Annotated in this window: 7 protein-coding genes and 6 pseudogenes; 10 read left to right on the top strand and 3 right to left on the bottom strand. The window is 63.5% G+C overall.

Annotated features, from left to right (window positions below; all coding sequences use genetic code 11):
* The first annotated feature begins 107 nt into the window (after positions 1-107).
* The 8 genes and pseudogenes from NKK52_RS29445 to NKK52_RS29480 all read left to right on the top strand — a co-directional run bounded on the left by NKK52_RS29445 (position 108) and on the right by NKK52_RS29480 (position 8,851).
* Entirely contained in the window at positions 108-1,586 is a 1,479-nt protein-coding gene (locus NKK52_RS29445; protein ID WP_352630432.1) for a caspase family protein, read from the top strand.
* Positions 1,587-1,603: 17 nt separating this feature from the next.
* Positions 1,604-3,952, top strand: a complete 2,349-nt coding sequence (locus NKK52_RS29450; protein ID WP_352630434.1) for a tetratricopeptide repeat protein — start codon at positions 1,604-1,606, stop codon at positions 3,950-3,952.
* 182 nt (positions 3,953-4,134) lie between these two features.
* Positions 4,135-5,528: pseudogene (locus NKK52_RS29455) on the top strand (multicopper oxidase family protein).
* 153 nt (positions 5,529-5,681) lie between these two features.
* Positions 5,682-6,995 (top strand): NAD(P)H-dependent oxidoreductase, encoded by a 1,314-nt coding sequence (locus tag NKK52_RS29460; RefSeq protein ID WP_023681904.1) that lies wholly within the window; start codon positions 5,682-5,684, stop codon positions 6,993-6,995.
* A gap of 80 nt (positions 6,996-7,075) precedes the next feature.
* The gene (locus NKK52_RS29465) at positions 7,076-7,318 is read left to right on the top strand and encodes a type II toxin-antitoxin system VapB family antitoxin (protein WP_023681903.1); all 243 of its coding nucleotides are present in this window, start codon (positions 7,076-7,078) and stop codon (positions 7,316-7,318) included.
* Positions 7,318-7,497, top strand: a complete 180-nt coding sequence (locus NKK52_RS29470; protein WP_280940305.1) for a type II toxin-antitoxin system VapC family toxin — start codon at positions 7,318-7,320, stop codon at positions 7,495-7,497. The genes NKK52_RS29465 and NKK52_RS29470 overlap by 1 nt, the downstream gene beginning before the upstream one ends.
* A 29-nt stretch (positions 7,498-7,526) precedes the next feature.
* Positions 7,527-7,709 (top strand): type II toxin-antitoxin system VapC family toxin, encoded by a 183-nt coding sequence (locus NKK52_RS29475; RefSeq protein WP_280806608.1) that lies wholly within the window; start codon positions 7,527-7,529, stop codon positions 7,707-7,709.
* Between the two features lie 242 nt (positions 7,710-7,951).
* A complete protein-coding gene (locus tag NKK52_RS29480; protein ID WP_023681902.1) occupies positions 7,952-8,851 on the top strand; it encodes an MBL fold metallo-hydrolase in 900 nt (299 codons plus the stop codon).
* Positions 8,852-8,872: 21 nt separating this feature from the next.
* Here NKK52_RS29480 and proC read toward each other — a convergent pair.
* The 3 pseudogenes from proC to NKK52_RS29495 all read right to left on the bottom strand — a co-directional run bounded on the left by proC (position 8,873) and on the right by NKK52_RS29495 (position 12,040).
* Positions 8,873-9,686 (bottom strand): annotated as a pseudogene (gene proC, locus NKK52_RS29485) (pyrroline-5-carboxylate reductase).
* A gap of 84 nt (positions 9,687-9,770) precedes the next feature.
* Positions 9,771-11,061, bottom strand: a pseudogene (locus NKK52_RS29490) (O-antigen ligase family protein).
* Positions 11,048-12,040 (bottom strand): annotated as a pseudogene (locus NKK52_RS29495) (glycosyltransferase family 2 protein). The pseudogenes NKK52_RS29490 and NKK52_RS29495 overlap by 14 nt, the downstream one beginning before the upstream one ends.
* Positions 12,041-12,212: 172 nt before the next feature.
* Between NKK52_RS29495 and NKK52_RS32280 the strand changes: the two are divergent.
* Together NKK52_RS32280 and NKK52_RS29515 are read left to right on the top strand one after the other, a co-directional pair.
* Positions 12,213-13,383 (top strand): annotated as a pseudogene (locus NKK52_RS32280) (glycosyltransferase family 4 protein).
* A gap of 2 nt (positions 13,384-13,385) precedes the next feature.
* Positions 13,386-13,981, top strand: a pseudogene (locus NKK52_RS29515) (WecB/TagA/CpsF family glycosyltransferase); the annotation flags it as partial.

Genomic DNA, 13,981 nt, shown 5'->3' on the forward strand with positions numbered 1-13,981 from the left:
CTCGCCCAAGGACTTGCCATCAGCCGGCCATCATGATGCCATCTCGGCTGCGGAAGATATCGCCGGGTTTGGGATAGACGATGCTCTTTGGGCGAACAGCAGGTGCGATGGGGCGCGCGTGTGCGGCGATAGCCGCGGCACTGCTGCTGTGCCTGTGCACGCTTCTCCCTGCGTGGGCTGAAGAGCCGAAGGCGCTGAAAGGCGTGGCGCTGGTCATCGGTCAGTCCGGCTACCAGCATGTCGGCAAATTGCCCAATCCGGAAAACGACGCCCGCGCCATCGAGGAGATGCTCGACAAGCTCGGCTTCGAGACCGATGTCGCCACCAACCGCGACGCGCGCAAATTGCGGCGCGATCTCGAAGGCTTCGTCGACGACGCCGAGGGAGCAGACGTCGCCATCATCTACTATTCGGGTCATGGCATCGAAGCCGGCGGCGAGAATTATCTGTTGCCTGTCGATGCCGACATTTCGGCGCTCGACGACGCCGGCGAGAAGCTGGTGCCGCTGTCGGCCATCGTCGCCGAACTGAAGGCCAAGGTGCCGGTCACCATCGTGTTGCTCGACGCCTGCCGCAACGATCCGTTCCCGCCGGGCACGCTCTTGAAGCTGGCGCCGGATGATGAAGGCAAGCCGATCGGCGCGGGCGGCCTCGGCGAAACGCGCGGCGTCGTTGCGTTCAAGTCGGGAGACCAGGCCAAGGGCTCTGCCGACGACAGCCTCGGCCAGGTCATCGCCTTTGCCGCCGAACCCGGTAAAGTTGCGCTCGACGGTCCGGCCGACGGCAACAGCCCATATGCGGCGGCGATCCTGCGCCACATCGACACGATGGGCGGCGAGGAATTCGGCACCGTTTTGCGCATGATCGGCGAGGAGGTCTATCTCAAGACCAATGGCCAGCAGCGGCCCTGGGTCAATGAGAGCCTGCGCCGGCTGCTCTATTTCGGTACCCCCGCCGAGGCGCCGAAAGGTGATGAGGGCGAAATCCTCAGGGAGCGGCGCCAGCTCCTGCTGACCATCTCGACGCTACCCGAGCCGGAGCGCCGCCAGATCGAAACCATATCGCGTGACGGCAAGGTGCCGATGGATGGGCTCTACGCCATGCTGAAGGCGCTCGGGGTCGACATACCCAAGGATCCGGCTGAGCTCGACAAGCTGCTGCGTGGCCAGACCGAACGGCTGAAACACGTGTTGGCTGAACGCGAGACTTTGAAAAACCCGGACCCCGAAATTGCCAGGCTATCGAAACTCGCCGAACAGGCGGTTCAGGAAGGCGCGCTCGAAGCGGCGCAGAAATTCAACGAGCAGGCCAAGGCCCGCATCGGCGAACTTTCGTCTACGGTCGACCAGGCCGAGGCCGAGCTGAAGGCAAAGCGGCTGGAATTCGCAAAGGTCTTCGCCAGCAGTGCCAGGACTTATGAAATCTCCTTCAACTTCAAGGAGGCGGCGCAGGATTACGCCAAGGCCTTCGAGCAGGCTGCCAAATGGAGCGACGAAGACGCGTTCTACTACAAGGCGGCAGAGGCCAACGCTCTGTCGGAACAAGGGACTTCTCCGGCGACAATGCGTATCTCGCCCAGGCCCTGACAGCCTATGAACAGGCATTGACCTATGTCACCCGCGAAAAGTTGCCGCTACTTTGGGCGGCCACCCAGAACAATATGGGCGCCACGCTTGCTACGTTGGGCGAACGGGAAGCCGGCCGCGAAAACCTCGACAAGGCAGCTGCCGCTTATGAGCAGGCGCTGACCGTCTATACGCATGACGCCTACCCCGACGACTGGGCATCGACCTATGGCAATCTGGGCACGGTCTACTGGCGGCTCGGCCGGCGCGAGAACGGGACGGCGCTTCTGGAGCGGGCTGTCGCGGCATTCCGCTCGGCGCTCGAGGTGCAGTCGTTGAAGAAACTACCGCTGGAATGGGCGGCGACGCAGAACAATCTCGGCATCGTGCTGTCCGAAATCGGCGACCGCCAGACCACATCGGACAGTTTCCGCGCGGCGATCGAGGCGCATCGTGCGGCATTGACGGAATACAACAGAGAGCGCGTACCGCTCGACTGGGCATTGAGCCAGATCAATCTGGGTGTCGTTCTGGCGAGCCTCGGCGCGCGCGAAAAGGATGTACCGACGCTTGAGCAATCGGTCGCGGCCTTCCAGGCGGCGGCTGAGGAGATGACCAGGGAACGCGCGCCGGCGCAATGGGCGACCATCCAGAACAATTTGAGCACCGCATTCGAGTCGATCGGCGAGATCAACGGCGATATCGCCGCGTTGCAGCGCGCGCGGGAGGCGGCGGAGGCATCGCTTACGGTTTGGACGCGCGAGCACGCCGCGGCGAGCTGGGCCAACGGCCAGCTGACGCTCGGCAACGCCTTGCAGCGCCTCGGCGCCAAGCAGAAGAACAAGGAACTGCTGCTGCAGGCAGCCACCACGTACCAGGCCGCTCTGTCCGAATATCCGCGTGAGAAACTGCCGCTCGACTGGGCTTCGCTGCAGCAGAATCTGGGATCGGTCAACGACACGCTCGGCGATCTCGATACGGGAACCGATTACTACATTCAGGCGGTGACCGCGTATCGTCAGGCATGGGAGGTCTATACCGCAACCGCCGCGCCGGGCGAGTTCGCTTCGATTGGTTACAGCCTTGCAGGCACGCTATCGAACTGGGGCGAACGCGCGGGGGACATCTCGACCCTGCGGCAGGCGATCGATGTCTACGGTCAGGTGCTCAGGGTTCGCACCCGCGACAAGGACCCAGCCAATTGGGCCAAGACGGAATTCCGCCTCGGCTGCGCGTTGATGATGTCAGGCAAGCTGGCCTCTGACGATCAACTGCTGCAGCAATCGGTCAACGCGCTGCGGGCGGCGCTCGACGGGCAGACGAAAGGCGGTGATGTCACGGAGATCGGCCAGACGCGGCGCGTGCTCGGCCAGACCCTGTCGATCCTGGGCGACAATACATCCAACCTGGACTTGCTGGCGCAAGCAGCCGACATGCTGGAAGCCGCGCTCCCCGCCTACTCCAAGGACGCCGACCCGGAGGAGTGGGCCAATATCAATTACGACCTCGGCTTTGCCCTCTACAGCCAGGGCCGGATTGGTGGCGACGCCACGTTCTACGCCAAGGCCGTGCAGAGCTTCGAGACGGCAGCGCGGATCTACGACGGTTTTCCCAACCGCATGCAATGGGCGCGCACCAAGGGCGATATCGGCAATGCCTTGCTGATGGCCGCGGACGGCAAGGACGTCGAGTTGCTCACCCGCGCGATTGCCGCCTATGACGCAGCGCTCAGCGTGGTAACGCGCGAGAATGCGCTGGCTGTCTGGGAGAACAATCAGAACAATCTCGCCGGCGGGCTGTCGAGTCTTGGTTACTGGGCGAACGATGTCGGCAAGCTGAAACGAGCCGCTCAGATCTACCGCGACCTCGCCACGGTGCGAACGATCACCCGCGATCCCGATCTCTGGATCACCAACCAGACCAGTCTCGCGCAGACGCTGAGCATGATCGCGGCCCGCGAGCCTTCGGCTGAATTGTACGAGGAGGCGATTGTCGTCAACCGGGCGCTTGCCGAGCAGCTCGGTCGCGACCGCGATCCCGAACGTTGGGCCAATGCGCGCAACGAGATGGGCTATGCCTTGACCATGGCCGGCCGCGCCGAAAACAATGTCGCGCATTTCGAGGAGGCGGTGTTGGTCCTGCGCGAGGCGATCGTGGTGCAAAAGAAGATCAATTCGGTGCCGGCTGTCGCCTTCACGCAGGACAGCCTGTGCGACGTGCTGGTCGATCTGGGCGCCGCCCACAAGGACAAGGCGATGGCACAGGAAGCGATCGCCGCATGCCAGGACGCGCTCGTCATCTTCCGTGACAAGAAGATGGACGATCTCGCCGCCGGTTCCGAAAAGAACCTCGCCGAGGCACAGGCGTTGCTGGCCGAGTTGCATTAACCCGAGCCCGCGCTCCCGGATGCGGGCGAATGGTGGGCACGCCAGCGTTCACGCTGTTGCGCAAGCAGATGTCACCGGCTCGCCATGGCATGACAGAGATGCGATGTGGCAGTATCGGCTTGTGCGCCGGTCGCCACCCGTCATTCAGGACGACAGGTAATCATATTCCGTTGGAGCGCCAGATGACCCTATTCACCCGCCGCAGGCTTTTGAAAACGGCCGCGGTTGCCGGCGCTGGCGGGGTTGGCCTTGCAGCGATGGCCAGGCTTGGTGACTGGGCCGCGGCCGCACCGGAGCCGGTGGTTCTCAAGACGGCAAAGATCCAGGCCAGGTTCATGGATATCGGCCAGACCCGCGATGTGCTGACTTATGGAGAGGCCAAAATGCCGCCGGTGCTCAGGATGAAAAAGGGCGAGCCTTTCGCCGCACGGCTTGTCAACGGCATCGACGATCCGACGACCATCCACTGGCACGGCATTCGCGTTCCAAACAAGATGGACGGTGTTCCTTTCCTGGTTCAGCCTTACGTCTACACCGGCGATCATTTCGACTATGCCTTCACGCCGCCCGACGCCGGCACGTTCTGGTATCACCCGCATTGCAACACGCTGGAGCAGATGGGCCACGGCCTGACCGGCGTGATCGTGGTCGAAAACCCGGGCGATCCGAAATTCGATGCGGAGGCGGTCATCAATCTGCGAGACTGGCGGCTCGGCGACGACGCCCAGTTCATCCAGCAGTTCCGGCCGCGCGATGCCGCGAAAACCGGCACCTATGGCACGGTGCGCACCGCCAACTGGCTCGACCAGCCGCAATTCGACGCGCCGGCCGGCGGGTTGGTGCGGCTGCGGGTCGCCATCACCGATGTCACCCGCATCTACGCCTTTCGCGTCGAGGGTGGGGAGGCCGCGGTCATCGCGCTGGACGGCAATCCGGTGCCGCAGCGTTTTGCGCCCGATGCTTTGCTGCTCGGACCGGGGCAGCGCATGGAGCTCGCCATCCGCATGCCTGACCAGGAGGGCGCGATCGTCAGCCTGGGCGACATCAGAGGCACCAAACCCAAGGTCCTCGCCACCTTGCGCGCCACCGGCAGCTCGCTCAGCGCGATTTGCGAGACCTCGCACCGCTGGAAGCCAACCCGGTGCCGAAGGTGGATCTCGCCAGCGCGAAACACATCGCGCTCTCGCTCAGCGCCACGGCGGAAAACGTGCCGAGCGACAGCATATGCGGCACGCTAGGCTACTCCTTCTGGGCCATCAACAAGGTACCGTGGCCGGGCGACACGCCGGATCCGACCGCGCCTTTGGCCGAGCTGAAGCTCGGCAAAAACTATGTCATCGACATGGAGAATTTGACGCCGCAATCGCATCCGATGCATCTGCACGGCATGAGCTTCAAGGTGCTGTCGTCGTCGACACGCCAGGTTCAGCCGGTCATCTCCGACACCTATCTCATGCAGCCCAACGAGAAGGTTCAGCTCGGTTTCGTCGCCGACAATCCCGGCGACTGGCTGCTGCACTGCCACATCATCGAACATCAGAAAACCGGCATGACGAGCTATATCAGGGTGGTTTGACGCCGAGGCGGGTCAATCAGCCTCTACCGGGGTTGGCCTCACCGGCCGGGCCTGTTGCCGGAGAAATTGCCGGTGCTCGCCGGTTTCGTTGGCAAAGCGGCGCCGTTCCCTGCTATTCCCGCCTGCAAATCAAGAAGCCGTGGACACGCTTGCATGACCAATGTCGCCCTGACCGGACTGGCCCGCGATCTCGCCAGGCGCGCCGCCGAGGGACGCCCGGTGCGCATCGGCGTCATCGGCTCCGGTGAAATGGGCACCGACCTGGTCACGCAAGGCATGCTGATGCCGGGCATCGAGGTCTGCGCCATCTCGACGAGGCGCCCGCACACCGCGCGTGACGCTATCCGCATCGCCTATGGCGACGAGGCGATGGCGGCCGAGACCGACACGCAATCGAAGGTCATGGCGGCGATCGAGGCCGGGAAAATCGCCATCACCTCAAACGAGATGCTGGTCACCAATCCGCTGATCGACGTCGTCATAGACGCCACCGGCAAGCCTGGTGTCGCCGCCGATTTCGACTTGAAGGCGATGGAGCACGGCAAGCACCTGGTGATGATGAATGTCGAGGCCGACGTCACAATCGGCTGCTACCTCAAGCAGCAGGCAGACCGGCTCGGCGTCGTCTATTCGGTCGGCGCCGGCGACGAGCCGTCGAGCTGCATGGAGCTGATCGAGTTTGCCTCCGCGCTCGGCTACACCATCGTCTCGGCTGGCAAGGGCAAGAACAACCCGCTCAACCACGATGCCGTTCCGGATGACTATCGCGAGGAAGCCCTTCGCCGCAACATGAACCCGCGCATGCTGGTCGAGTTCGTAGACGGCTCGAAAACCATGGTCGAGATGTGCGCCATCGCCAACGCCACCGGGCTGGTGCCCGATGTGCCGGGCATGCACGGCCCAAAGGCCGACCGCGATCAGCTGGCCAAGGTGCTCATCCCGAAGGCGGATGGCGGCATCCTGTCGAAGAAGGGCGTTGTCGACTACACCATCGGCACGGGCGTGGCGCCCGGCGTGTTCGTCATCGTCGAGGCGACGCATCCGCGCATCGTCGAGCGCATGGACGACCTGCACATAGGCCACGGCCCCTACTACAGCTTCTTCCGGCCCTACCATCTGACCTCGCTGGAAGTGCCGCTGACGGCAGCGCGTATCATGCTCTACGGCCGCCCCGACATGGTGCCGCTGCCGAAGCCGGTGGCCGAGGTCTGCGCGGTCGCCAAGCGCGATCTCGCCATGGGCGAGACCTTCGATGCCATCGGTGAGACCTGCTACCGCTCCTGGACAATGACCGTCGAAGAGGCCCGCGCCGTCAGCGCCGTCGCGGTCGGCCTGCTCGAAGGCGGCAAGGTGCTGAAGCCGGTCAGGAAGGGCGAGCTCATCACCACCGACAACGCCACACCCGACCGCACGACCAGGCTGTTCGCTTTGCGCAAGCTGCAGGATGAGATGCTGTACGGGAGCTGAGATTGGACGACAGGCCAGTCGGGCTGGCCTTGTCATGACAACTCCCTATGTTGTAGTGGCACCGAACGGAGGCTTCTAGGATGAATCTCCAGATCAGAGACCCGCGCGCCCGTGACCTCGCCCGGCAGCTTGCCGAAAAGCGAAAGATTCCAATGACCGAGGCGGTGATCGAGGCGCTCGAATCCGAGCTTCAGCGCGAACGTGAACGAGTTCCGCTGGCTGAGCGGCTGGCCGCCATATCGAACGATCTGAAGGCCAAGGCGGGAAGCGGCGGCAGGGATCTGACTAAGGATGAGATCGACGAGATGTGGGGACATTCCTGATGTTCATCGACACCTCGGTGGTGATCGCTGTCCTCGCCGCAGAGGAAGACGCCGCCAATTGGAGCCGCCGGATCGGGCAGGCCTCGATACGGATAACATCTCCGCTGGTCGTGCTCGAAGCGGCGATGCGGCTTTCGTCGAAGTTGGTGGTGGAGCCGCTCTCGCCGAAAGGGCAATAGGAGACTTCCTGCGCGAAGCCGCGATCGAGGTGGTTCCGATCGAAAGAGGTGATGCCAAGCTCGCGATCCAGGCTTTTTCGAACTATGGCAAAGGTCGCGGCCACCCGGCTCAGCTCAACCTCGCTGACTGCCTGTCATACGCCTCGGCAAAAAGCCGTGGGATGCCCTCGCTCTACAAAGGGAAAGGCTTTTCCCACACCGATCTGGCCTGATCCTACTCCCCCAGTTCCACGATTCGGTCAGCAGCTTCGTCAGCCGCTCCCGCCCAGCAGGCCAAATGCTGCCGCGGTCGCGCCATGGGGCTGTTGACCTGCTCGCGCAACACGCCTGATCATTGCGCTCGTGCTGACGATGCAGACCATCTGTCTTTTTGATCCGGGTTTTTCAAACGATGCCGAGATGCCAATCTCCGAACGATCAGTTGAACCCCATTGAGGTTGAAATCTTGCAAACCATTTGGACAAGACGCGAAACAATGAAAACCCTTCTGGCAACGGGCATGGTTGCCATGCTTCAGCCTCTGGCTTTTGCAGCCAAGGCCGCCGCCAAGCTGGAATGGACCTATTTTCAGGCTGACGAGAGGGGTTTCCGCCGCACGCCGGTGCTGCTGACCGGTGAGAAGGAAGCCATCCTCCTCGATGGCGGATTTACGCTGTCGGATGGCCGTGCGGTCGCGGATGCGATCAAGGCGACGGGCAAGACTCTGACCACGATCTACGTCAGTTGCAGCGACCCTGACTATTATTTCGGCCTGCGTCCCGTCGCGGATGCTTTCCCCGACGCCAAGATCATCGCAGCCGCTGCGACGGTGGCTGCCATCAAAGCCAATGTGCAAGCCAAGCTGGATGTCTGGGGCCCGCAGCTCAAGGACAATGGACCGAAGGTCCTGGCGGATGTCGTCATTCCCGAGGCATCCGATATCACCTCACTTGAAATCGAAGGAAACAAGATCGAGATCGTCACCGTCGCCGATCTGAAAGACCGGCGGTATCTCTGGGTGCCCAGCCTTGAAGCGGTGTTCGGCGGCGTGCTGATCTCGTCCGGCGTACATGTCTGGGTTGCCGACGAGCCAACCGTAGACGACCGCAAGAAATGGATTGCCGCGCTCAACGAAATCGCGTCCCGCAAACCCAACATCGTGGTGCCGTCCCATCAGGTAGCCGGTGCACCGGACGGTCTGGCGGCCGTGGAATTCACCCGCGCCTACCTCGAAGCTTTCAATAAGGAAGCCGAAAAAGCGAAATCCAGCGTCGAGCTGATTGCAGCGATGAAGCGGCGCTATCCCGATCTTCTTGACGTCTCGTCCCTGGAACTGGGCGCAAAGGTCGCCAAGGGTGAGATGAAGTGGGGCTGATACGGCCCGCGAGCGTCTCGGCTACTTCCCCAATTCCACCGACCGCAGCCGCGCGGCTTCCACCGCCTCGGTCAGCAGCTTCGTCAGCCGGTCTTCGCCCATCAGCACGGCAAGGGCGGCTGCCGTGGTTCCGTTGGGGCTGGTCACCTGCTGGCGCAGGACGCCGGGCTCCTCGCCGCTTTCGGCAGCGAGTGCAGCAGCGCCATAGACGGTCTGCATGGCAAGCAGCCTGGCGGTCTCGGTCGGCAGCCCCGCCTTCTCGGCTGCAACCGTCAGCGCCTCGATGAAATGGAAGATGTAGGCCGGACCGGACCCCGAAACCGCCGTCACCGCGTCCATCAGGCCTTCGTCGTCGATCGTCGTCACCACACCGCTCGCCGACAGCAGCTCGGCAACGAAACGCCTGATGTCGTCGGTCACCAGCGGGTTGGAATAGACCACCATCATGCCCTTGCCGATCGCGGCCGGCGTGTTGGGCATGCAGCGGATAACAGGCGCGAGATGGCCGAGGATGTGCTCGAAGGTGGCGACCGGCGTGCCGCGGCGATGCTGACGAAGGTGGTCCTGCCGTCGCCGAAGCGCTTGTAGGCGGCGGTGACGTCGCGGATCACCTGCGGCTTGACGGCGATGACGACGAGGTCGGGCTCTGCGTCGGCGGGGATCCCGTTCGCGTCCGCGGCGACACTGCAACCGAGGTGCTCGGCGCGCTTGCGCAATTCGGCATTGGGCTCGACCACGAACACGGCTTGCGGGGGCAGCTTGCCGGATTTCAGCCAGCCCGCAAGCATGGCGTAACCCATATGCCGCAACCGGCGAGAACAAGCCTGATCGTCATTGAGAGCCCTCCGAGACAAGGGTTCTCCTAGACGCTAGCGGGCAGACGGGAAAGCCCTCAAGGGGTGCTGGATCAGGCAGCCGGTCAAGGTCGCCGGCGCACCGCGATCGGCCGCAGCGACACTTGCCGCAAGCCAAGCACGCCGAGCACGAGAGCAGCCACACCGGGTCGCCGCGATGGAAGAAGAAGCTTTCCAGGAACGCGTTCAGCGCCGTGAACAGCACCACCATCATGAAGAAGTCACCGAGATAGATGTTCTCCTTGCGCGGCGGGATGCGCATGTAGTCGCGCAGCGGCGCGATCACGAAGTGTAGACGGCAACGCACAGCGCCGGGATGCCCATCAGCACCGCAATGTCGAGATAGCCGTCATGGCCATGCACGATGGTCCGGATGTCCCAGGCCCGGTCGAAAGGCTGGTCCTGGCTCAGCAGCAGCGGCGTGCCCCAGAAGCTTTCATAGCCGTAGCCGGTCCAAGGCTTCTTCGCCAGCATCTCGCCGGAGAACTCCCACAGCGTCGTGCGCCCGGTATAGGTGAGGTCGGGGAAATAGGTGCCGCCAGCTCTTTCACCGGCGGGATGAAGACGATGCCTAAGGTACCGATGGCCGTCGCAATGATCGCCAGTGCAAACAGGATCGGCGTGCCGAACCGCATGCCGATCAGGCCCGGCAGCACGACGATCAGGATCGAGAACGGCACCAGGCCGGCCGTCGTCTTGGATCCGGTGTGCAGCATGAAGATCATCGCCGCGCGAAGATCGCCACGCCCCAGAATTTCTGGCCGCGCCGGAAGAGATAGAGGCCGGCGAAGCTGAAGCAGGCCATGATTGGTCCGGCAATGTTCTTGTGGGCGAACACACCACGCACAGGCCGGCATGTTCGGGCTCCTGCGAATCGGCCGTATGCAGGGCCTCATGCGGAAAGACGATGAGGCCGACATAGGACAGGCCGATAACGACGATCGCGCAGAATATGATGACTTTCGAAAAACTGTCGGCATCGCGCGGCAGCACCAGGACCGTCGCTATCGTCAGAACGCCAAGCAGCGTGAAGAAGGCCGCGCGCATGGCCGAGGACGGGTCGTCGCGTCGATGACCGAAAGCATGAAAAAGCCGAGCATCAGAATCCAGGACGGGCTGAGCAGCGAGCGCACCACCTTGGGGTCGGCGAACGTCAGCAGTGAGAAGATCGAAATGGCGCCGAGCGAACTGAAGCCGAGCTGGTTGACGATGTCGCCGCCGTCGCCGGTCAGTTCCGCGCCGGCTGAAACGGCGGAACGACACGATGACGACGGCAAACAACAGCGCGGCAATCGCCGTCGCCACGCCGTCGCGGGTGACGATGCCGCCCAGCAGCAGCTCGTCAGTTCTTCTCAGGCTGCCTGTATTGCATTGGCGTATCCGAATTCGGCAAGCACGCGGCCGAGCGAGACATAGACGGGGTAAAGCGCCGTCGACAGCGATCCTGTCCGCGCCAATTTGATTGCCCGCGCACGGGCGAGGCTATCAGCAGCGCCAGGCTTTTTGCAAACACCTTGGCGCCGGCGAATGGCGTGCCGGCGCGCTTCTTCTTTCGACCAGCGTCGAGATTACACCGTTGCGTAAGGATCGGGCGCGGATCCAGTCAGCCTCGACGCGCCGGGCCGGAACGCCTTCGCGCACCTTTGCCTCGGCGCACCAGCCAAGCACGAAACCTTTCTGCGCCGAGCGGCTGAGGAAGTCGGAATCGCGCCGCCCATGAAGTTGAACCGCAGGTCGAGGAAGGGTGGCCCCATGATGGTGAGCACATTGCGCCCGACCAGAAGGTTGCCCGAGGAATAGAGTGCGGCCACGCGCCCGGTCTGGCGATAGGGCGGCGCAAACACCGGGTGCTCGGCCCATTTGGCGTGAGCAGGATCGGTAAACACCGGCACTTGCGGGCCACCGACAATGTCGGCGCCAAGCGTCTCCGCCGTCCTGCACATGCGCTCCAGCCAGTCCGCGTCGGCGATCTCGTCATCGTCGATGACCAGCAGGTGGCGGAAATCCGGAAAATGCAGGATCGCCGTCTGCCAGCCAGCATTGTAGGCACTGCAATTGCCCCGCTCATGCGCGATGATGACCATGCCCTTCATATCGTCGCGTTCGAACAGCGGCACGGCCGCCTGGGCGCCCTCACGCGCCTCGGCCTCGTTTTCGATGACGATGACGGCGAAGCGCCGGCTGGTTTGCTGTGCCTTGAGCGACGCCAGCGTTTCGAGCAGCAGTTGCGGCCGCTTGAAGGTCGGCAGCGTGACGACGGCTTCGATCGTCTCTGCGGCGAGCCCCGGAGAGCGTCCGCAATCGATACCGAACCGTCCGATGGCAAAGGGATCATCCGCTCCAGCCGCATGTTTTGAATCTGGCTTTCGATAACACCGCGACGATAACGTTTCGTTAATCACCTTTCGCAGCGGCGCCTGCCGGTCCGCGCCTTTCAGCCGTTGCGTTGCGTGATTTAATCAAGGGTTCACCCAGCTTTGCTAGTCGCTGACGCCTGGATAGGTGAGATGCATCTGCTGTTCGCCACATCGATCGTGCCCGACGGCGCTCTCGCTTCGGGCTATGAGATCGCCAATGCTGCGATCATCGCCGCCTTGCGGCGCGCCGGCGTGCGCGTCACCGTCATCGGCTTCATCTGGCCGGGCAAGGCGCCCAGCGACCCCGAAAACACCATCGTGCTCGGCGCCGTCGACGTGCGCACGGAAAGCGCCTCGGCGCGGCAGAAGCTCGCCTGGCTTGGCAAGGCGGTGCTGTCAGGGCTCACCTTCGCTTCCGTGAAGCTGCGCGCGGTTTCCGACAGCGAAGTCCGTGCCGCGATCGAGCGCGCCGGTCCCTTCGACGGCTATGTCCTGAATTCGGTGCAGTTCGCCGGCGCCTTTGACAAACTGTTCGCCGACCGTCCCTCGATTTTCGTCGCCCACAATGTCGAACATGGTTCGGCCAAAGAGAATGCGGCAGCAGCAACAGTCGCTTCCAGCGCCTGCTGTTGCCCGCGAGGCCAGGCTGCTCAAGACCATGGAGGAGCGGCTCTGCCGCCGGGCTCGCTTCGTCTTCACGCTGGCCGAGGAAGACCGCGCCGCACTCGGCGTTGCCAGCGACGACCGCTCGGCGGTGCTGCCGCTGGTGACCACTGCCACGGCGCCAAAGCCGGTCAAGCCGCGCCGCATCGATTGCGACGCGGCGCTGATCGGCACTTGGACCTGGCAGCCGAACCGCATCGGCCTCGACTGGTTCCTGGAAAAAGTCGTGCCGCATCTTCGCCGGAGCTTTCGCATCAGGGTCGCCGGCAACATGCCGTCGGATATCACCTCTGCCCATCCCGGTGTCGAATTTGTCGGCCGCGTGTCCGACGCCCAGAATTTCGTGCGCGGAGCCGCCGTCATTCCACTGATCAGCACCGCGGGCAGCGGCGTTCAGCTCAAGACCATCGAGACCTTCGAGCTCGGCCTGCCGTCGGTCGCCACCAGCCGTTCGCTGCGCGGCATCGATCATCGCCCGGCAAATTGCTTCGTCACCGACGATCCGGCCGCCTTCGCCGGCGCGCTGGAGGCAGCGGCGGCCGATGTCAAGGATGTCGATGGCAGCGCCTTTCACCGCCGGCAGATCAAGGCACTGGATGCCGCCATCAGGCTCGGCCTGGAAAAGCTCGGGTCGGTGGGGGAGGAGGTGTCTGCATGAACATGCACACCGCCCGCGCCGCCTTCGGGCTCGATACGCTGAAGACGATCCTCGGCATTTCGGTCCTTGCCATCGGCTGGGATGACGCGATCGCGCTGCTCGCTCGTCTGATTGCCGAGCGGCGCTTCACCAAGGTCAGTTTTCTCAACGCTCACAACGCCAACATCGCCTCTACCGATCCGGTCTTTGCCGAGGCGCTCGACGATTTCCTCATCCTGCCTGACGGCGTTGGCGTCGATCTGGCGGCAAAGCTGCTCTACGGCGGCGCCGTTCCCGGACAATCTCAACGGCACTGATCTCATTCCGGCCTTTCTGCAGGCATCGGCGAGGCCGCTGACCGTCGGGTTGCTTGGCGCCACCGCGCCAACGCCGAGGCGGCGTCGGTCAGGCTAGCCGCTCTGGCGGTGCAGCACGAATTCGTCGTCATCCATGACGGCTATTTCTCCCCCGCCGAAGAGCAGGCGATCGTCGATCGCATCGAGGCATTGCGGCCCGACGTGCTGCTTGTGGCCATGGGCGTGCCGCGCCAGGAATTGTGGATCGCCCGTCATATCGATGCCCGCCACTGCACGCTGCCGATCGCCGTCGGCGCGCTGCT

It is taken from the genome of Mesorhizobium sp. C277A (genome assembly GCF_040324395.1).
GTDB lineage: Bacteria > Pseudomonadota > Alphaproteobacteria > Rhizobiales > Rhizobiaceae > Mesorhizobium.